This is a genomic window from Plantibacter sp. T3, from assembly GCF_902506515.1.
Lineage (GTDB): Bacteria > Actinomycetota > Actinomycetes > Actinomycetales > Microbacteriaceae > Plantibacter > Plantibacter auratus.
Window position 1 is genome coordinate 3228267 of the sequence record NZ_LR733286.1, and the last position, 20151, is coordinate 3248417.

At 69.1% G+C, this 20151-nt stretch carries 18 protein-coding genes; 8 read left to right on the forward strand and 10 right to left on the reverse strand.

Annotation, left to right across the window (positions count from 1 at the left end):
* Position 1 precedes the first annotated feature (1 nt).
* The gene (locus tag GV015_RS15340; RefSeq protein ID WP_159879181.1) at positions 2 to 3052 is read right to left on the reverse strand and encodes an FtsK/SpoIIIE domain-containing protein; all 3051 of its coding nucleotides are present in this window, start codon (positions 3050 to 3052) and stop codon (positions 2 to 4) included.
* 91 nt (positions 3053 to 3143) lie between these two features.
* Entirely contained in the window at positions 3144 to 3938 is a 795-nt protein-coding gene (locus GV015_RS15345) for a PP2C family serine/threonine-protein phosphatase (RefSeq protein WP_229939081.1), read from the reverse strand.
* A 193-nt stretch (positions 3939 to 4131) separates the two neighbouring features.
* Here GV015_RS15345 and GV015_RS15350 point away from each other — a divergent pair, with 193 nt between their 5' ends.
* From GV015_RS15350 to GV015_RS15360, 3 genes are all read left to right on the forward strand, one after another.
* Positions 4132 to 4614, forward strand: a complete 483-nt coding sequence (locus tag GV015_RS15350; RefSeq protein WP_064295326.1) for an Lrp/AsnC family transcriptional regulator — start codon at positions 4132 to 4134, stop codon at positions 4612 to 4614.
* Between the two features lie 74 nt (positions 4615 to 4688).
* On the forward strand, positions 4689 to 6425 hold the full coding sequence (locus tag GV015_RS15355) for a cell wall metabolism sensor histidine kinase WalK (RefSeq protein WP_159879183.1): 1737 nt from the start codon (positions 4689 to 4691) through the stop codon (positions 6423 to 6425).
* Positions 6422 to 7594, forward strand: a complete 1173-nt coding sequence (locus GV015_RS15360; protein ID WP_159879185.1) for a diguanylate cyclase domain-containing protein — start codon at positions 6422 to 6424, stop codon at positions 7592 to 7594. Before GV015_RS15355 ends, GV015_RS15360 begins: the two co-directional genes overlap by 4 nt.
* Positions 7595 to 7613: 19 nt before the next feature.
* On the opposite strand, the gene GV015_RS15365 is transcribed toward GV015_RS15360, so the two are convergent.
* Positions 7614 to 8252, reverse strand: a complete 639-nt coding sequence (locus GV015_RS15365) for a hypothetical protein (protein ID WP_236555493.1) — start codon at positions 8250 to 8252, stop codon at positions 7614 to 7616.
* Between the two features lie 199 nt (positions 8253 to 8451).
* On the opposite strand from GV015_RS15365, the gene GV015_RS15370 reads away from it, so the two are divergent.
* The gene (locus GV015_RS15370) at positions 8452 to 9948 is read left to right on the forward strand and encodes a glycosyltransferase family 2 protein (protein ID WP_079707182.1); all 1497 of its coding nucleotides are present in this window, start codon (positions 8452 to 8454) and stop codon (positions 9946 to 9948) included.
* Complete coding sequence (locus GV015_RS15375; protein ID WP_079707183.1) at positions 9945 to 10322, forward strand: Hpt domain-containing protein; 378 nt, start codon at positions 9945 to 9947, stop codon at positions 10320 to 10322. The genes GV015_RS15370 and GV015_RS15375 overlap by 4 nt, the downstream gene beginning before the upstream one ends.
* Before the next feature lie 64 nt (positions 10323 to 10386).
* On the opposite strand, the gene GV015_RS15380 is transcribed toward GV015_RS15375, so the two are convergent.
* Entirely contained in the window at positions 10387 to 11319 is a 933-nt protein-coding gene (locus tag GV015_RS15380; protein WP_371413649.1) for a response regulator transcription factor, read from the reverse strand.
* Between the two features lie 55 nt (positions 11320 to 11374).
* Positions 11375 to 12436: a glycoside hydrolase family 6 protein gene (locus GV015_RS15385; protein WP_159879187.1), complete on the reverse strand. Its 1062-nt coding sequence runs from the start codon at positions 12434 to 12436 to the stop codon at positions 11375 to 11377.
* Positions 12437 to 12700: 264 nt separating this feature from the next.
* On the opposite strand from GV015_RS15385, the gene GV015_RS15390 reads away from it, so the two are divergent.
* Entirely contained in the window at positions 12701 to 14467 is a 1767-nt protein-coding gene (locus GV015_RS15390; RefSeq protein ID WP_371416573.1) for a BCCT family transporter, read from the forward strand.
* A gap of 9 nt (positions 14468 to 14476) precedes the next feature.
* On the opposite strand, the gene GV015_RS15395 is transcribed toward GV015_RS15390, so the two are convergent.
* Positions 14477 to 15445, reverse strand: coding sequence for an aldo/keto reductase (locus GV015_RS15395; RefSeq protein ID WP_159879191.1), 969 nt, complete (start codon positions 15443 to 15445; stop codon positions 14477 to 14479).
* Between the two features lie 108 nt (positions 15446 to 15553).
* On the opposite strand from GV015_RS15395, the gene GV015_RS15400 reads away from it, so the two are divergent.
* Positions 15554 to 16102 (forward strand): methylated-DNA--[protein]-cysteine S-methyltransferase, encoded by a 549-nt coding sequence (locus GV015_RS15400; RefSeq protein WP_236555494.1) that lies wholly within the window; start codon positions 15554 to 15556, stop codon positions 16100 to 16102.
* Positions 16099 to 16686 carry a DNA-3-methyladenine glycosylase I gene (locus tag GV015_RS15405; RefSeq protein ID WP_079707186.1) on the forward strand — a complete coding sequence of 196 codons (588 nt, stop codon included), beginning with the start codon at positions 16099 to 16101 and terminating at the stop codon, positions 16684 to 16686. Before GV015_RS15400 ends, GV015_RS15405 begins: the two co-directional genes overlap by 4 nt.
* A 10-nt stretch (positions 16687 to 16696) precedes the next feature.
* Here the strand turns inward: GV015_RS15405 and GV015_RS15410 are convergent, their stop codons facing one another.
* The 4 genes from GV015_RS15410 to GV015_RS15425 are packed head-to-tail and all read right to left on the reverse strand — an operon-like array spanning position 16697 to position 20148.
* Positions 16697 to 17458, reverse strand: a complete 762-nt coding sequence (locus GV015_RS15410) for a YaaA family protein (protein ID WP_159879193.1) — start codon at positions 17456 to 17458, stop codon at positions 16697 to 16699.
* Between the two features lie 4 nt (positions 17459 to 17462).
* The gene (locus GV015_RS15415; protein WP_064295316.1) at positions 17463 to 17738 is read right to left on the reverse strand and encodes a F0F1 ATP synthase subunit epsilon; all 276 of its coding nucleotides are present in this window, start codon (positions 17736 to 17738) and stop codon (positions 17463 to 17465) included.
* Between the two features lie 2 nt (positions 17739 to 17740).
* Complete coding sequence (gene atpD, locus GV015_RS15420) at positions 17741 to 19207, reverse strand: F0F1 ATP synthase subunit beta (protein ID WP_079707188.1); 1467 nt, start codon at positions 19205 to 19207, stop codon at positions 17741 to 17743.
* A gap of 47 nt (positions 19208 to 19254) precedes the next feature.
* On the reverse strand, positions 19255 to 20148 hold the full coding sequence (locus tag GV015_RS15425) for a F0F1 ATP synthase subunit gamma (RefSeq protein WP_064295314.1): 894 nt from the start codon (positions 20146 to 20148) through the stop codon (positions 19255 to 19257).
* Positions 20149 to 20151 lie beyond the last annotated feature (3 nt).

A 20151-nucleotide genomic window follows, 5' to 3' on the forward strand; every position in this document is an offset into this window, starting at 1 on the left:
GTCAGGAGCCGAGCAGGTCCACACGCATCGCCTCCTGTCCGGCCCGCCACCACCAAGCACGGCCGCTCGCATAGCCGAGGAGCGGGGGGAGTTCACGGCTCCTGGTCACCTGCCGGAAGTCGGCGGCGGAGCAGCCGTGGACCACCAGGTCGGCACCGGCTGTGCTCGGCGGAAGGTCTCGCCCGACGACCAACCGGCCCGACAGCCACGTCTCGGGGTCGACGAGGACGACGATCGCGGCGTCGTCCTCCAGGACGTCGCTCTCGACGCCCGCGACGCCCGCGAGCGGTGCGGACGGGAACAGCTGCGCTGCCGGTTCGATGAGCCGCACGCGTCGCTCCGTCCCGGTCGAGCGCTGCAGCATCGCCCGGGCCGCTCCGGTCGCGCGCGTGACGATGACGGTCGCGCGTTGCGGGCTCGGTCGCCAGCGGTGGACCCCGGGCGCAGAGGACGGTGACGCCGGCGACGGTGGAGCGAGCGCGATCTGCACTTCCGAGTCCTGCCAGTGCGCGCGGCCGGCGGGTCGGCGTGGATCGAAGCAGGAGGCGGGTGCGCCGGCGACGAGATGATCCTGCCGATCGGCGAGGCGGAGGACGAGCGTGCTGCTCAGCTGAGCCGAGAACCGGTGGACCACACCACCGAGCCGGGAGGCGACGAGGACGACGCTGATCCCGCGGCGTCCCCCGTCTCGAAGCAGGCCGAGCAGTGCATCGCGGAGGGCGGCGCCGTGCTCGTCCCCGGCGGTCGCGAGGAGCGACTCCACGTCGTCGACCAGCAGCAGGGTGCGCTCGGTCGGGCGGAGCGGATCCGACAGCGCCATGACGGTGTCCCAGGCCTGCTCGGCATCCTGGCCGACGCGCTCCACGCGGAAGCGATCGCGCGCGCCGACCTCGAGCGTGTCCAGCAGGGTCGTTCGACCGGAACGTCCGGTGCCGAGCACCAGCAGCGAGCCGTCGTGCTCCGGACACCACACCGCGGGGCGTTGTGCCTGCTCCTCGGGGAGGTCCGCGAGGCCGAACACGATGCCCTCCCCGGGAGGACAGTCGACACCGGTGCTCTCCGAGCCTCCGGCACGTCCCGCCTCGATCGCCGAGACAGCGCTCAAGGCCAGGCGTGCCGGCAGGGGGTCGAGCCATGGTCGCCGAGGTGCAGGCGCGTCGCGCCAGCGCTCACGGACCGCGAGGATGTCGTCGGACGTGGTGACCGCGGACTGGAACACGAGTCGTCGGTCGCCGTTCCAGACGATGCAGCGGCCCGGTGTTCCGGCCGGGATCGCGGCCGCATCGGGCACACCGAGGATCGCGGCGCTGTCGGGGCGCGAGGTGACCCGGAGCGAGAGGCGGAGCGTGCAGTTCGCGAGGATGGCGTCGGCGGCGACCGCCGCAGGACGCTGACTGCAGAGGATCAGATGCAGGCCGAGTGATCGCCCGCGGGCCGCGAGGTCGGCGAACACCTGATGGAGGTGCGGGCTCGCGTCGAGCAGTGCCTGGAACTCGTCGACGACGACGACGAGCCGTGCCGGGCGATGCTCCGGCAGGAGCACGGGGTCGAGCAGGTGCCGCGCCCCGTGTCCGGCGAGCACACGCTCGCGGTGGCGCAGCTCGGCACGCAGACTCGACACGACGCGGTCCGCCGCTCCCGGTTCGAGGTCGGTCACCATCCCGACCACGTGCGGCAGAGTCTCCACCGCTTGGAAGGAGGCGCCGCCCTTGCAGTCGACGAGGAGCAGGGAGAGCTCCTGCGGTGAGCACTGCGCGGCGAGAGCCGTGATCCAGGTGATGAGCAGCTCGCTCTTGCCGCTCCCGGTCGTGCCGCCGACCAGTGCATGGGGTCCGTCCGCTCCGAGGTCCAGCAGCTGCACGCCCTCGACGCCGGTGCCGACGGCGACCCGGAGCGCATCGGGCCGCCAGTCGGATCCCACCGACGGGCGACGGCCCCGCACCGGATGCACCTGCGCGAAGGCGACGTCGGTCGGCAGACTCGAGAGGGTCGGCGACTCCCCCGTCGTGAGTGCGGCGGCGGTGAGCGCCTCGACGACGTGTTCCGCTTCGGCCTCCGCGAGCAGGGTTGGCGACACCGGCACGGACGTGGAGGCGCCGGTACCGTCGGCGAGGACGGTCTGGCCGTCGGTATCGAGGACGAGCAGGTGTCGGCAGCGGGTGGGGATGAGCTCGACAGTGTCGGACAGGGCGACGAGTACACCGCCGGTCGGCGGGCGTCCTCCCGATCGCCCCGCGGCGGACCCGACCGCTTCCCAGCGTTCGACGACCGAGACGAGGGTCGGCTCCGCCGGTCGCCCACCGGGCATCGGGTCGGCGGGGTCCGAGACCGCACGGTGCGGGAGGTCCTCGAGGAACGCCCAGGTGCGGTCGTCGGAAGCCGCGGGCTCACCGGAGAACTGCGCTGCCTGCGGCGGGAGCTGTCGGGCGAGCTGCAGGAGGATGCTGCGGGCCACCGCGCGCGCGAACACCTTCCCACCGACGATGCCGATCCCCTCGACCGCCTCGACCACGACCGGCGCCTCGGACAGCCGTGCCGCCCACTCCCATCGGTCGTCGTCCGCCCCCGCGTCCACTCGGACGGCACTCCTCGTCTCCCCTCGCCCGACGCAGACGAGCGTGCGGCGGGCCTCCGGTACCCGCCACCTGGCACGATCGGGTCCGTCGATGACCCCGAGGAGCCGACCGGCAGGGTGGAGTGCTCGCAGTTCCTCGCGTTCCTCGACGTGTGCTCGCGCGATGTCCTGCTCCAGCTCCTGCGCCGCAGCGTCATACGCCGCGCGCGCCCGCCGTCCGCGCCGACGTCTGGTCCAGCGTGCGTCGATGTAGCCGGCGACGGCGATGAGGGGCCCGAGCGCGGCGAAGACGAGGGTCACGGGTGAGCCGGTGATCGCGAACAGGGCGACCGACCCGACGACCGGGGCGAGACTTGCGAGGATTGGGAGCGACCCGGTGGGCGGCTCTGCCGGCGGGCTGGGGGCACGGAGGCGGGCCGGCGTCGTCGCGGGCCGGTGCGAGGTGGTCGCGGAGGGCGTCACGTCCGAAGGGCTCATGGCTCCAGTGGAGCACTCTGCGGCCCTGACCGGCTGACGGGACGGTCCGACCGGGCGCGAAGCCCGCGCGAGCAGCGGCTGTGGAGCGGGCTCAGGAGGCGGGCTGCTCGACGCTCTCGTCGACCGCCGCGATGTCGAGCACGATGACCGAGACGTTGTCGCGTCCGCCGTTGTCGAGGGCGGCACGCAGGAGGAGTTCGGCCGCGTCGACCGGCGTGGCCCCCTCGGTCAGGAAGTACCAGATCCCGTGGTCGGTGAGTTCCTTCGTGAGCCCGTCCGAGCAGACGAGCCATCGGGCACCGGTCTCGATCGGGAAGAGCTCGACGTCAGGTACGGGGTCGTCCGACGGTCCGACGGCCCGGGTGATCATGTTGCTGTTCGGGTGGAACTCCGCCTCCTCAGGGCTGATCGCTCCCGCGCGGATCAGCTCCTGGACGATCGAGTGGTCTTCGGTGACCTGGACCAGCTCGCCGTCCTGCAGCCGGTACACCCTGGAGTCGCCGATGTTGAAGACCGCGACGCGACCCTCGCCCTCGTCGGCCGTCAGCACGACACCGGTGACGGTGGTGCCCATGCCGAGTTCGCCCTCCTCCGCGGTGTCGATCATGTCCGCGACGGCCATGCGCAGCGCGTCGACGAGGCCGTCGACGGTGAGGATCTCGGCTCCCTCGGTGGCCTTGGTCAGGCGGTGCGCGACCGCGGCACTCGCGACCTCGCCGGCGGAGTGCCCACCCATGCCGTCGGCCACGGCGAACACGGGAGGGAGCGCCACGAAGGCGTCCTCGTTCAACTCGCGTCGCTTGCCGACATCGGTCATGCCGGCCCACGCGAGTGAGACTCGACGCCCGCCGGGCAGCGTGACGATCCGTTGCCCGTGCTCGGTCACGTCTGCTCCTCTAATACGGCTGGCGGTGGCTGATGCACCCTCGACGATAGTACGGTACCGGCCGACCGCAGGACCGCCCCACCCGGCTCGGCGGATTCCGTACGGGGATCGGCGACGACGGATCCGGACGCCGGGGTCGGTCGGTCCTGCGGATCCGCTTGCCGCGACCCGTCCACGCTGTCATGATCGACGCATGACACGAGCGAGCTCCGATGCACCGGCGAAGGCGGCGCCGCCCGACGACACCTCGAAGGCGATCATCGAGCAGCTCCAGACCGACGGACGCCGCTCCTACGCCGAGATCGGGAAGGCCGTCGGACTCAGCGAGGCCGCGGTGCGGCAACGGGTGCAGAAACTCACGGAGTCCGGCGTCATCCAGATCGTCGCGGTGACCGACCCGATGCAGCTCGGTTTCACCCGACAGGCGATGATCGGCGTCCGGGTGACCGGTGACACCCGCGTGGTCGCGGACCGCCTGTCCGCGTTGTCGGCCGTCGACTACGTCGTCCTGACCGCAGGCTCCTTCGACCTGCTGGTCGAAGTGGTCTGCGAGGACGACGAGGAACTGATCGCGCTGCTGAACGACGAGATCCGCACCGTCGACGGTGTCTCCGGAACGGAGACCTTCGTCTACCTGCGCCTGCACAAGCAGCTCTACGACTGGGGCACCCGCTAGAGGGGATCCCCGCACCGGCGCAAGCCGTCCCCAGTATCACGTTCCGCCACCCCCGACAGAGGTACGCTCAACCCATGCCCGCGAAGCCGATCGGAGAACGGACTCCCCCGTCCGGCCCGTCGGCGTCGGGTGACACCGCCTCGGCACCCGGTCTCGCGGACACCGGGCCCACGAGAACGGGCCCGCACGCGGTCGAGGTCCCACGACGCGTCGGTCGGATGACCGGCTACAGCGCCTTCCCACAGCTGCTCTTCGGCCTGGCGGTCGTCGCCATCCTCTTCGCCACGCTCCTGTTCCAGGGCGTCGACGACAACTCCGTCCTCTTCTACATCGGGGTGATCCTGGCGTTCATCGCGACGGCGCTCGCGCCGATCGTGCCGTGGCACCAGGTGCCGCGGCTCCTCATCGCGCTCCCGATCCTCGACATCATCGCCATCGCGCTCATCCGGCAAGGCGAACCCCTGATCGGCGCGGGACTCCTCTGGGTCTTCCCGACCATCTGGATGGCGACGGCCTTCGGCCTCGCAGGTGCCGTGACCGCCATCGTGCTCGTCTGCACGTCGAGCTGGTCATCCCTCGCGATGACCCCGGGGGACATCACCATCGCCAACCTGCCGGCGCTCGTCATCCTGCCCACGGTCCTCGCGTTCGTCGCCGTCTCCACCGCGATGACCGCGAAGCGGACGGAGGCGCAGCGCGTGCTGCTGAACAAGCAGGCCGGACAGCTCGAGACCGCCCTGGGGCGTGCACAGGACCAGGAGAGCCGCCTCGCGGAGATCCTGAACGCCGTGAACTTCGGCGTCGTCCGCTTCGACCGCATCGGAGCCCGGGCGATGGTCAACCGGTTCCAGACGCGGCTGCAGGACGAGGTCGGCGAGCTGTCCGACGTCAATCCCGCACTCCCGGTGTGGGCCGAGGACGGACTGACCCTCCTCCAGCCGCAGGACAAGCCGTACATCCGTGCACGCCGTGGTGAGGAGTTCGAGAACCTCACGGTGTGGCTCGGCGCCCCCGGTACCGAGCGGATCGCCCTCGCCCTCACCTCCCGCCGCCTCTACGACCACGAGGGCGGCTACGACGGCACGGTGCTCGTCTCACGCAACGTCACGAGCGAGATCAACGCGATCCGCGCCAGGGACGACCTCGTGGCCTCCGTGTCGCACGAGCTCCGGACGCCGCTGACGTCGATCCTCGGGTACCTCGACCTCGCGCTCGACGACCCGGGGCTCCCACCGCGGGTCGCGAAGCAGCTCACGATCGCCCAGACGAACGGCGATCGACTCCTCGAACTCATCGCGGACATCCTCGCAGCCTCCCGCGACGTGAACCGGACCATGGTGCTCGAACGCTCCGAGTGCGAGCTCCGGGAGATCGTCGACCGCTCGGTCGAGTCGTTGGCGCACGTGGCCGCCGAACGGAGCATCACCATCGTGCGCCACGACGAGGAGGCCGTGCCGTTGTTCGCCGACCCGTTCCGCCTCCGGCAGGTCGTCGACAACCTGCTCTCGAACGGCATCAAGTACAACCGGGACGGCGGCGAGCTGAGCGTCGGTGTCACCGCGGAGGGCGACACCGCCTGGGTCATCGTGCGGGACACCGGCATCGGCATCTCCGAGGAGGACCAACCGAAGCTCTTCGAGCGGTTCTTCCGCTCCGACCTCGTCCGCAACTCCACGGTGCACGGCAGCGGTCTCGGCCTCGCGATCAGTCGGGACATCGTCCGTCTGCACGGCGGCGACCTCACCGTCCACAGCGTGCTCGGTGAGGGCACGACCGCGGTCGTCCGTATTCCGAGAGGCGGCACCGAATGACCTTCGACAGCCAGACCGTCGCGGTGATCAACGCGCTCGTCATCTTCGTCTGCGGCGCGACGTTCATCGTCAACACCTTCATGCGGAAGGACGACGCGAGCGGGAGGGTGTGGTCCGTGTCCTACATGGCCGGGATGTTCACCAGCTTCTCCTACGTCGTCAGCGCCCTGAGCCAGGAGGCCTGGTGGGCGATCGCCGCCGGGAACGGTGGATACGTGCTGAGCATCGCCGCCCTGTGGTCCGGCGCGCGGCTCTTCAACGGCAAATCGAGTCTGCTCTGGGTCTCACTCATCGGGACGGCGGTCACGATCGTCGCCGCGCTCGCCGCCGGCCCCTCGGGAGGCCCCTGGGCGGGCGCGCCTGCGACGTTCCTCTGCATCGCCCTCTTCGCGGGCCTCGGCGCGGCTGAGACGCTCGTCGGCGCGATGCGGGACAACCCGACCACCCGTGGTTTCACCATCGTGCTCGGCATCGCGTCGGCGTTCTTCGCGGCTCGGCTGGTCGCACTCCTCGTGGAGGGGCCGGACGGTTCGTTGTTCACGACGCTCTTCGGGACCGTGGCCGCCTCGCTGCTACTCATCGCGCTCCTCATCGTCGCGACCGTGGTGCTCTCGGTCCTGCGGGCCGAGCGCGCCGCACCCGCCAGCCGACGGCACGGGAGCATCGTCGCGTACACGGGCGACGACGTCCTCCTCCAGGAGTCCTTCGTCCGGATCGTCGACGACTGGCTGGAACGGGCGAACTTCCATGACGAGCAGCTCGCGATCCTCCACGTCCGGCTCGACGACCTCGATGAGATGAAGACGGCGTTCGGAGCAGCGTTCAGCAGTGAGGTCGCCGAGGGGTTCATCTCCTCGGTCCGTCGGTACGGCCCGACGCTCTCCGACATCGGCGAGGACGGCGCGGGGTGTCTCCTGATCGCGACCCCCGCAACGGACGCCGACGACGCGCTCCAGGCGGCCAAGGGCATCCAGGACGGCCTGCTCGACCACCCCGTCGAGACCACGCCGCGCCTGCGCCCGACGGCCAGCATCGGGATCGCTCTGACCGACTACCTCGGGTACGACGTCGCCGTCCTCACGCGTGCCGCCAGCGACGCCAGCCTGCGTGCTGCAGCGTCCGGCGGGAACCGCACGGTCCTCGCCTCGTCGTCGCCGACGGGCCGCTGACGGATCGGTTCGAGCTCGGTCAGGCGGGCGGGGCGATCGCGATGGTGAGGGTGTCCACCGCAGTCTGCTTCGCATATTCGGCGGACGTCGGCGTCGCCTGCACCAGCAGCTCGTAGGTGATCGTCAAGGTGACGCCGGTCGCGGCACTGTCCACCTCGGGGAGGACGAACGTCTGGCTGTAGCTGTACGGTGCCTTGATGAGGTACCCCGGTGCCACCGTCGACTGGTCGGTGAACGGGGCAGGCGACTCCAGCTGCCCCTTCGGTCCGTGGACGGTCGTGGTGAGCGTCACCCGCGAGAGATAGAGCGCCTGGAGGTCGTCGGGGTTGAGCACGCCGCTGAGCGAGAAGCTCACCGGTTTGTTGACGTCCGCGGTCCACGCGTCCATCGACAGTGTGGACCAGTAGTCGACCGTGAGGGTGGCGGAGCCCGCCGTGAGCGTGTGCTTGGCACTCCCGCTCGCGAGTTCGTTGGTGATCGCACTCACCGTCGGCCTCGGCGTCTTCGACACGCGCGGCGAGCTGGTCGGCTGCGCGCCCGGCTCCTCCCACGGAGGCGTCCCGCAGGCGCTCAGCCCGAGGACGAGCGCGGCGGCGGTCGCGGCCTGGAGGGCGTGCCTGACGTGCCGGTTCCGGACCGGGCTTGGGTGGTTCGACATGAGGCTCCTGGCGGGTGTCGGAGGGATGATCGAGTGACCCTCGAGGGTCCGTATGACCCACGAACTGGGGCCAGCGCGAATCTTGAGGAAATCCTGAGCCGACGCTATCGCATTCACGCGCGAAAGCCGCGCCCAACGCGGCAGAGTTGCAACTGCAGCGCGAACCGTTGCACTCGACCCACTCGGAACAGGACCCCTGATGTCAGAACTCGAAGCGCGACCGGACAGCTCTCGGCCCAACGCCCAGCAGCCTGACCCTCGGTACATTCAGACGCAGCCGCTTCTTGCGCCCGAACTTGAAGCGTACGCCAACGAATTCATCGACTCGGTCAACTCGCTCCCCGAGTACCGCGCGACCATCGGGTGCATCATCCCCGCCTACAACGAGGAGGAGTCGCTGCCGGCAGTGCTCGCGTCCCTCCTCGAGCAGACGCGGATGCCCGACGTGATCCACGTGGTCATCAACAACACCACGGACCGGTCGGTCGACGTCGCCGCGCCCTACGCCGGCCCGCACTCCCGGGTCGACGAGGACGGCTACGAGCAGTTCACCGAGGTGTTCATCCACGACATCGGGAAGAACCCCGACAAGAAGGTGGGCGCGCTCAACTACGGCTTCACGCTCGTCGAAGGCTACGACTACCTGCTCGGTGTCGACGGTGACACGGTCGCCGACCCGACCGCGATCGAGTCGCTCGAAGCCGAGATCGTCTCGGACAGTCGCATCGGCGGCATCTCCGCGATCTTCTCGATCGACGACGAGCCGTTCAAGAAGCAGCTCGTCCCGGCGTTCCTCATCGCCGGCCAGCGCACGCAGTTCGCCGCGTTCAACATGCAGAACATGCTCCGAGGCCGCAACATGGCCGTGCTCGGCGGGCAGTACTCGATCTTCTCCGTCCAGGCCCTGCGCGACGCCATGGAGCAGAACCACCAGTCCACCCCGTGGGTCAAGGACTCCGAGGTGGAGGACTCGCTCCTGTCGCTGCAGATCAAGAGCGCCGGCTACCTCACGAAGATCAGCGCCCGCGCCCGTGCCGACGTCGGTGGGATGACCACGGTCCGCTCCCTCGACGCCCAGCAGGTGAAGTGGAACTACGGCGCGATCGAGCTCATGTGGCCCGGCCAGCGCGGCGACACGAAGGGGCAGCCGTTCCACCCGAACTTGCGACTGCGGTGGCTCGAGAACGCGGAGATGCTCCTCAACATCGTCACGCGCATCCTCTTCGTCGTGCTGCTCGCCGGTTCGCTGTCGATTCACGCGTTCGTGTTCAGCCCTGTGTGGCTCATCCCGCCGCTGGTCGCCATCTTCCTCAACCTGCGCATCGCGCTGTCGATGAAGAAGCGGAACGCCCGCGACATCCTCTTCGCGGTCCTCATCTTCCCGGCCGAGTTCTACATGTGGATCCGAATGGGCCACTTCATCCGTGCCTGGTCGAAGTTCGCGTCGAACAAGAAGGTCGACAACTGGGCCGAGCAGGCGAAGGCAGAACGCGGCTCGGGCAACGCGCACCTCGCGCCGCTCCTGTTCGTCCTCGCCGCCATCATCGCGATCGTCGCCGCCTGGACCCAGCTCTCCCCCGTCGTCCAGTCCACGATCCTCTGGGCGGGCTGGCCGGTCCTCGGCGTCATCACCGTGCTGCAGACGCTCAGCATGTTCGGCAAGCTCATCCGTCGTCAGCGCGGCTACCGCGTGTGACGTCCCCCGACCCGGGCACGGTCGACGCCGACGAACTGCGCAGGTTGCTCCGAGAACTCTCGGGCGACCTGCGCAGTCGTCGTCGGTTCGTCCAGACCTACGTCGAGATGTGGCCCACCCGTCTGGCACGCCTGGGAGCGGCACTCGACGCCGACGACACCGACGAGTCCAAGGTCGTCCTCCTCAGCATCCGCTCCTCCAGCGTCATGCTGGGCGTGATCGGGGTGGCCGGACTCGCGAGTGCCGGTCTCCAGGCGATCGAGCTGGGGCGACTCGAACGCGCGCGCGAGATCCACACCGCCCTCCAGGAGGTCGGCCGTCGCAGCTGCGAACGGCTGCTCGAACTCGACGCGGCAGACGCAGCGGAATCCTGAGCTCCGTCCACCAGGCGTCGTTGGTCGCCGGCGAGGCTCCGTCGCGGTCGGGACCGCGGTGGTCTCAGTCGTCGGAGGTCATGCGGTAGCCGACGCCGCGCACCGTCTCGATGAACCGCGGGGCCACGGTGCTGTCCGCGAGCTTCCGTCGCAGGTTGGCGAGATGCACCTCGATCGCACGCTTGTCGGCTTCGCTGACGTAGTAGGCCGTGATGTAGCTCTCGCCACGGAGCATGAGCGCGAGGTCCGCCTTGCTGCGCACTCGACGGCGGGACTCCATCAGTGCCTGCAACAGGTCGAACTCGCTCCGCGTGAGGTCGACCTCGGTGCCGTCGACCTCGACGATGCGGGTGGCCGAGCTGAGCTTCAGACCGCGGTGGACGAGCCACCCCTCGCCGTCGTCGGGCGCTGCGGCAGCCGGTTGCATGATGATCGGGACGACCGACTGACCGACGGGAGCGGCATGACGCGCGACGGTCTCGTGGACGATCGTGGGGTCGGGCGACGACACCTGCTGCTGCAGCGGCGGAGTCGCGACCTGAGCGACGGGAGCCGGCGCGACCGCGGTCGGTTGCACTGGTGCCGCCGCGGCGACGGCCGGAGCATCACCGTTCGCGCGAGGCCGACGAAGCATCGCCTCGATGCGGGCACGGAGCTCGCGCGGACGGAAGGGCTTGGTCATGTAGTCGTCGGCGCCGGAGTCGAGGCCCTGCAGGGTGTCGATCTCGTCACCTCGGGCGGTCAGCATGACGATGTAGGTGGAGCTGATGGCGCGGATGCGCTTGGCAGCCTCGAAGCCGTCGATACCCGGCATGCTGACGTCGAGGGTCGTGACGAGGGGGTTGTGCCTCCGCACCGCCTCGACGCCGTCGAGACCATTCGCGGCGGACACGGTCTCGAAGCCGGCCTGCTCGAGGACGGTCTCGAGCAGTTGGCGGATGTCCGCGTCGTCTTCGATGACGACCGCGGTCCGACGTTCGCTCAGCTCTTCGGTCACGATGCCCCTACCCGTTCCACCCGTCAGCGACGTGCCGGATGTGGCCGTTGCCGACTCACCACGCGCTGAATCCCTTGGCCAGTTGCACGGCCTGCTCCGGCCACCATACCCCAGCAAGGGGGCCACCGTTGCACGCTCCGTCGCTCTCGCCGGGGGCTTTCACCCAGAGGTTCGCGTCGAGATGTTCGGCCTGCGCGGTGAGGGGCTGCTGCCCCACCGTCCGGCCGGACGGGTTGCACCATTCGCCGTTCGAGCCGCTGCCGTTCCGAGAGGTGTCGATCACGTAATGGGCGCCGTCGAGGAGGCCGCTCAGTTCCTCCGCATAGGCGATCTCGTCCTCGGTCGTGTTGTAGTTGGAGACGTTGGTGGCGAAGCCCGTTGCGTCGGCGACACCGGCCTCCCGGAGGAGCTCGGCCATCTCGGCGGGCGGTCGCCAGTCGGAGTGGCCGCCGTCGAGGTACACGGGGACCGATGCGTCCGCGAACTGCTCGGTCGCGGCTGCAAGTTGCCGCATCCGCGCGGTGCGGTCACCGCAGTCCGGCGCGAGCGCGACGGCATCCGGTTCGAGGATGACGGCGACGCGGTGGTCCGCGACGGCGGCGACGATCTCGGCGACCCAGTCCTGGTACTCGTCGCTCGACAACCCACCGGCGGACTGGTTGCCGCAGTCCCGCTCCGGCACGCCGTAGACCGTGAAGACCGGCATGGACCCGGAGCGCTCGGCGGACCGGACGACCTCGGAGACGGTGTCCTGCACCGTGTTCATGGGGTAACGCTCCGGGACGAGCCAGATCGCCGTCGGCTCAGCTGCGAGCCGTGACGCTGCCGCGAGTTGGTCGGCGACATCGGTCGGGTCGCCGTCGGACCCACCGCTCGTCCCGGCCGTGGCGGAACTCGTCGGTTCCTCGGTCGCGGCCGCCGGATCGGCCGCGGCGGCGCGGGCGGCCAACGAGGACGGATCGACGTACAACTGCGCTCCGTCGAACGGGCCGGCGGCGGCGTTCGGCACGCGGCTCACGAGCGACACCGCGAGCGCACCGCCGGCGAGGAGGACGGCGACGACGCCGAGGGCGACGGCCGTCCGGGTACGTCGTCGGTCGCGGGGCGTTCTCGGCACGGATCCTCCTGCATGGTCATCCGCAATTGTGCCCGACAAAGCTTCGCCACGGTGCCGATTCGCCCGAATCCGTGCCCCGAGTGGGGGACGGATTCGCTCAGTGGCCGCACGGACGGCCCGACGACGCGCCGAGCTCCGCCAGCGGCCCGCCCACTGGGACTGCACACCAGGGGCCGCTCCGCAACGTTGTCCGGATCGCCGCGGCTCCCTACCCTTGATGATCGGAGCGACGCAGGGTCGCCCCAGGGCCCGAGGAGCACACACGTGAGCACGAAGACCATCCCCACCTCCGATGCGGCCGCCGGTGGTGCGCCGGCGAAGGTCATCCCGTGGGTGCTCGGGCCGTCCCTCGTCGTCATCCTCGGCGTCGCGCTGTTCTCGATCCTGCTCCCGAAGCAGGCCGAGGCCGTCTTCGGCTCGATCCAGTCCGGCATCATCGGGAGCCTCGGGTGGTACTACGTCCTCCTCGTCGCGGCCTTCGTCATCGTCGCCATCGTCTTCGCCGTGTCGAAGTTCGGCGACATCAAGCTCGGCAAGGACGACGACGAACCGGAGTTCTCGCTCCTGTCCTGGTTCTCCATGCTCTTCGCCGCCGGCATGGGCATCGGGCTCGTCTTCTACGGCGTCGGTGAACCGCTGACGCACTTCCTCGAGCCGCGCCCCGGCGTGACGGGGTCCGAGCAGTCCCTCGCCCAACAGGCGATGAGTCAGACGTACCTGCACTGGGGACTCCACGCCTGGTCGATCTATGCGGTCGTCGGTGTGGCCCTGGCCTACGCCGTGCACCGGAAGGGACGGCCGATGTCGATCCGCTGGGCGATCGAACCGCTCCTCGGCAAGCGCGTGCAGGGCGGCTGGGGCAACGCGATCGACACCATCGCCGTCATCGGCACCGTCTTCGGCGTCGCGACCTCACTCGGGCTCGGTGTGCTGCAGATCTCCGCAGGACTCGGCTACACGGGCATCGCCGAGCCGAACATCCTCACCCAGGTCGTCCTCATCCTCGTGATCACCGGTGTCACGATCTTCTCCCTCGTCTCCGGCGTGCACAAGGGCATGAAGTGGCTCTCGAACACCAACCTGATCCTCGCCGGGCTCCTCCTGTTCTTCGTCCTGTTCGCCGGCCCGACGCTGTTCCTGTTGCGCGAGTGGGTGCAGTCGATGGGCGCGTACCTCCAGAACGTGGTCGGACTCACCTTCAACGTCTCCGCGTACCAGGGTGCTGCCGGCGAGGCCTGGCAGTCCTCGTGGACGACCTTCTACTGGGGCTGGTGGATGTCGTGGGCACCCTTCGTCGGCGTCTTCATCGCCCGCATCTCGAAGGGGCGCACCGTGCGGCAGTTCGTGCTCGGCGTCCTCCTCGTCCCGACCCTCGTGACCTTCCTCTGGTTCGCCGTGCTCGGCGGCACTGCCATCATGCAGTCGCTGGAGGGGCGTGACTTCAGCGGTGCGGACGGTCCCGTGGACCTCAACACCGCCCTGTTCAACATGCTCGCCGGCCTGCCCGGTGGATCGATCGCGACCGTCGGCGCCCTCCTGCTCATCCTCCTGTTCTTCGTGACCTCGGCCGACTCGGGATCGCTCGTGATGGGCATGCTCACGACCGGCGGGACGGAGCCGAGGAACCGGGTCCGGATCGCCTGGGCACTCGTGACGAGCCTCCTGGCCATCTCGCTGCTCATCGCGGGCGGTCTCGCGTCGATGCAGACGGCGGCCATCATCACCGCGCTGCCCTTCAGCGTCGTGATCATCCTCATGTGCGTCTCCTCGTTCAAGGCCTTCGGCATCGAGGTGCGGCGGGAGCAGCGGGCGAAGCGCCGTCTGTTCGCCGCAGAGCTCACCGAAAGCGTCTCAGCCGACGTGAGCGAACAGCTGTCGGATCAGGTCTCGGAGCAGGTCACGGAGCACTTCGGCACGATGACCGCCCAGCTCGACCTCCGGCAGCTCGCGTCTCCGGACGCCCCGGGATCATCGGCCGTGTCCTCGGACCCGCGGAAGCAGGACCCGAAGCAGCCCCGCTCGAAGGACTGACCGGGCGGCTCAACCGACGGGGAAGCGGTCCGAGATCCAGGCCGCTTCCTCGGCGGTCGGCGACCACGCCGAACCGGCCGCGGCGTTCGCGCGGATCTGTTCCGGAGTGGTCGCGCCGGCGATGACACTCGTGAGCCCGTCCTGGGCGAGCAACCAGCCGAAGGTCGCCTCGAGCATGGAGATGCCGCGCTCGTCGCAGAAGGCCTGGTAGGCCTCGATCGCGTCCCAGGGCGCCGTGTCGAGCAGGTGCTTGCGCTGGCGCATGATGCGGCTGTCCGCCGGCCCGCCGTCACGGGAGAACTTCCCCGTGAACAGTCCGTTGTAGAGCGGGAAGTACGGGAGGAAGCCGACACCGGCGGCGCGCATGGCCGGGAACAGCTCGCGCTCCGCGCCCCGGACGAGCAGGCTGTACTCGTTCTGGGCCGAGATGAATGCGGGGTGCCCGGCGGTACGAGCCGCCCAGTCCGCCTCGGTCAGCTGCCAACCGGCGAAGTTCGAGTGGCCGGCGTAGCGGATCTTCCCCTCGTGGACGAGCTCGTCCAGGGCCGCGATCGTCTCCTCGATCGGCGTGAACGGGTCGGGGGTGTGCAGCTGGTACAGGTCGATCCAGTCGGTGCCCAGGCGGCGGAGCGAGCCCTCGACCGCGAGCCGGATGTAGCGACGGGAGCCCTTGGCCCCCCAGTTCGGAATCGGGCTCTCGTAGTCCACATGGCCGAACTTGGTCGCGAGCACGATCTCATCCCGCCGTCCGGCGATCGCCTGCCCGAGGAGTTGTTCGCTCAGCCCGTACTCCCGGCCGTAGATGTCGGCGGTGTCGAAGAGGGTGACCCCGGCGTCGATCGCCGCGTCGACGACGGCTCGCGTGCCGTCCAGGCTCTCGGTGACCGTGCCCTCGCGTCCGAAGTTGTTGCAGCCGATGCCGACCGCTGAGACGAGGAGGCCGCTTCGGCCGAGTGGGCGATAGCTGAGATCAGACATGCATCCAGGCTAGCCCGACCGTCCTCCACAGGCACCCGTCGGCCCCTGACGTCGCGGCCAGGCCCACGTGACGCATCGCGTCGATCACGGGCTTCCTACGCTCGGTGCATGACCACACACCTCACCGTCACCGATCCCGTACTCCCCTACTCCGCCATCGCCGACCCGACCGCCGAGGGCTTCCTCAGGATGCCGACACCGGTGGGGCGGATCGAGCTCCGCTCCGTCGACGACGCGGTCTCAGCCGTGCGCTTCGAGCACCACGGGCGACTCCCCCTCGACGGGGTGGACGAACGCCCCACCGCGGTCCTCCTCGACGCCGCGGAGCAGATCGACGAGTACTTCCGCGGACGACGCACGGTGTTCGAGCTCCCGCTCGTCACGACCGGCACGCCGTTCCAGCAGGCGGTGTGGTCGGCGCTCGGCGAGGTGCCGTTCGGCGACTCCATCGGGTACGGCGCCCTTGCGGCCGCGGCCGGCGCCCCGCAGGGCGGCCGGGCGGCCGGCCAGGCGGTTCGGGCGAACACCATCGCGCTCCTCATCCCCTGTCATCGCGTCCTTGGAACCGGGCGGATCGTGACGGGCTATTCTGGCGGAGACGGACCGGCCACCAAACGCTGGCTCCTCGACCACGAAGGGATCCCGTTCCGCCGATGAGCCCAGCCTCCCCGACCATCGTCGGCACCGACGGCCTGACCCGCTGCGCCTGGGCGGGGACGGACGCGGAGTACCAGCGCTATCACGACGAGGAGTGGGGCGTACCGCTCCACGGACAGCGGCAGGTCTTCGAGAAGATCAGTCTCGAAGGGTTCCAGGCCGGGCTCTCCTGGATCACGATCCTTCGGAAGCGACCGGCTTTCCGGGAACGGTTCCACGGCTTCGACCTCGACGCCGTCGCAGCCATGACAGAGGCTGATGTCGGGAGCCTGCTCGACGACGCCCGGATCATCCGGCACCGCGGGAAGATCAACGCGGTCATCGGCAATGCCCGCACCGCCCTCGAGCTGGGGGACGACCTGGACGAGATCCTCTGGAGCTTCGCTCCCCCGCCACGGCCCGCACGGTTCGCCCAGTGGACCGAGGTCCCCGCGGTGACCCCCGAGTCCACCGCGCTCAGCGCCCACCTGCGGAAGCGCGGCTACCGGTTCGTCGGCCCGACGACGATGTACGCCCTCATGCAGTCCGGAGGCCTCGTCGACGACCACCTCGTCGGCTGCTGGCGCTCCGAGAGCGCTCGCTGATCCGCAACGGTCAGACGACGAGGGCGAGCTCGGTCACCCGACCGTCGTCGGCACGGGCATGGACGTCGAGTACCCATCCGGTCGATCGCGCCCAGTCGAGCAACGAGTCGAGATCAGGGTGGTCGACACCGGCCTCCAACAGCGCGCGGGTGAACCGGCCCTTGCCCTGCTTGTTGAAGTGGTTGAGCGCCCGGCGTCTGCCGTCGTCGCCGACCGTGAGCACACGCAGGTAGACGGCACCGGCGCGGTCCGGCAACGGCCCGAGCGCCGCGTAGCCCTCCGAGCGCAGGTCCAACAAGACACCCTGGACGGCGTCCAGCTCGCGCGCGACCGGCACCGCCCAGTGACGTTTCAGGACGAACCCGGGCAGCCTGGAGTCGTGGGAGAGCCGATACGCCGGGATGGGATCGAGCGCGCCGACCGGGCCGAGCAACGCCGAGTGCACGACCAGGTGCTCAGCGGCGAAGCGTCGCGCGTCCGCTGGGAGCGTGGCTGCATCGAGCGCGTCGTACAGCACCCCCGTGTACCGGTCGATCGCCGGCATCGTCGCGGACGTCGCCGCCACGCGGTTGCGCTGGACCTCGCCGAGCTGCTTGGGGCCGAGCTTCAGGGCCTTCACCGTCGCGGTCTCATCGGCAGCGAGCGACACCAGGGCGCCGAGGCAATCGTTCCGGGACGAGGAGAGCCCTGGAAACCGCAGCAGGGCGGTGTCCAGGGCTCGTCCGTCGCCGCCGTCCCGCTTCGTCTCCGAAGGGGGAAGGAGGATCAGCACTGAATCAGGAGCTGGTCACGAGCGTGGCGTTGCCGGCCACGACGGTGACGGTGTTGTTCTCGACCGACAGGAAGCCGTCTTCAGCGTTCGCGACGATCTTCGAGCCGTCTTCGAGCGTGACACGGACCTCACCGGCGGCGAGGATGGCCAGCATCGGCTCGTGGCCGGGCAGGATACCGATCTCGCCGTCGACGGTCTTCGCGATCAGCTGGCGTGCCGGGCCGGACCACACTTCGTGGTCGGCCGCGACGACGCTCACGGTCAGAGGAGCGGAAGCCATGCTTAGCCGTTGTCCTTCTGGATCTGAGCCCACTTCTCTTCGACGTCGGTGATGGAACCGACGTTGAAGAAGGCCTGCTCGGCGACGTGGTCGAACTCACCCTTGGCGATGGCGTCGAACGACTCGATGGTGTCCTTCAGCGGGACGGTCGAGCCCTCGACACCGGTGAACTTCTTCGCCATGTAGGTGTTCTGCGAGAGGAACTGCTGGATCCGGCGCGCACGCGACACCGTGATCTTGTCTTCCTCGGAGAGCTCGTCGACACCGAGGATGGCGATGATCTCCTGCAGTTCCTTGTTCTTCTGGAGGATCTGCTTGACCGTGGTGGCGACGCGGTAGTGGTCGGCACCCAGGTAGCGGGGGTCGAGGATACGGCTCGTCGAGGTCAGCGGGTCGACGGCCGGGTACAGACCCTTCGACGCGATCTCACGGGAGAGCTCGGTCGTCGCGTCGAGGTGCGCGAAGGTCGTCGCCGGAGCCGGGTCGGTGTAGTCGTCGGCGGGGACGTAGATCGCCTGCAGCGAGGTGATCGAGTGACCACGCGTCGAGGTGATGCGCTCCTGGAGGAGACCCATCTCGTCGGCGAGGTTCGGCTGGTAGCCCACGGCGGACGGCATGCGACCGAGCAGGGTCGACACCTCGGAACCGGCCTGGGTGAAGCGGAAGATGTTGTCGATGAAGAGCAGCACGTCCTGCTTCTGGACGTCGCGGAAGTACTCCGCCATCGTCAGTGCGGAGAGAGCGACGCGCAGACGCGTTCCCGGCGGCTCGTCCATCTGGCCGAACACGAGGGCCGTCTTCTCGAAGACACCCGCCTCTTCCATCTCGTGGATGAGGTCGTTGCCCTCACGGGTGCGCTCACCGACACCGGCGAACACCGACACACCACCGTGGTCCTGCGCGACGCGCTGGATCATCTCCTGGATGAGGACGGTCTTGCCGACACCGGCACCACCGAAGAGACCGATCTTGCCGCCGAGGACGTACGGCGTCAGGAGGTCGATGACCTTGATGCCGGTCTCGAACAGCTGCGTCTTCGATTCGAGCTGGTCGAAGGGCGGCGGCTGACGGTGGATCGGCCAGCGCTCGGTGATCTCGATCTGCTCGCCGGGCTCGGCGTTGAGCACCTCGCCGATGACGTTGAAGACCTTGCCCTTGGTGACGTCGCCGACGGGCACCGAGATGGGCGAACCCGTGTCGGTGACCTCCTGGCCGCGGACGAGGCCGTCCGTGGGGTTCAGGGCGATGGCGCGGACGAGGTCGTCACCGAGGTGCTGTGCGACCTCGAGCGTGAGGACCATCGTCTGCTCGCCGATCACGACGCTGGTCTTCAGGGCGTTGTAGATGCCCGGAATCGCGTCGTGCGGGAACTCGATGTCGACGACCGGGCCGGTGACGCGCGAGATGCGGCCGACGGCGCCGGCCTTCACCTCTGCAGCGCCCTGCTCGGCAGTTGCGGTGGGAGTCATGTTCTTCTCTTCTCTGTCTCTACAGATACGTGTGCGTGTTGCGATGACTAGGACGAGAGCGCGTCTGCGCCGCCAACGATTTCGGAAATCTGCTGGGTGATCTCGGCCTGCCTCGCGTTGTTGCGGAGGCGGGTGTAGTCGGTGATGAGCTTGTCGGCGTTGTCGCTGGCCGACTTCATCGCCTTCTGCGTCGCGGCGTGCTTCGCGGCGGAGGACTGCAACAGCGCGTTGAAGATCCGGCTCTCGATGTAGTTCGGGAGCAGTGCATCGAGCACGCTCTCCGCATCCGGCTCGAACTCGTACAGCGGCAGCACAGCGGTGTCGGTGGGCTCCTCGACGCCTTCGACGACCTCGAGCGGCAAGAGACGGACGACCTCGGGGGTCTGCGTCATCATGCTCACGAGGCGGTTGTAGACGATGTGGATCTCGTCGACGCCACCCTCGGAGGCGTCCGTGAGGAACGCCTTGAGGATGGACTCGCTGATCTCCTGCGCCGTGGCGAAGTCGGGGTTCTCCGTGTTGCCGACCCACTCCCCTGCAGCCTGCATCCGTCGGAACGTGAAGTAGGCGACCGCCTTGCGGCCCACGAGGTAGTGCGTGACGTCCTTGCCCTGGCTGCGCAGGAGCTCGGTCAGCTCGGCGGCCTCACGGAGGACCTGCGAGTTGAAGGCGCCGGCGAGGCCTCGGTCGGATGCGAACACGACGACCGCAGCCCGCTCAACCTTCTCCGGCTCGGTCGTGAGCACGTGATCGACGTTGGAGTACGTCGCGACGGCGGACACGGCACGAGTGATCGCACGAGAATAGGGTCCGGATGCCGCCACCCGCGCCTGCGCCTTCTGGATGCGCGACGCGGCGATGAGCTCCATCGCCTTCGTGATCTTCTTGGTCGTCTGCGCAGACTTGATCTTCTGCGTGTAGACCCGGAGTTGAGCGCCCATGGA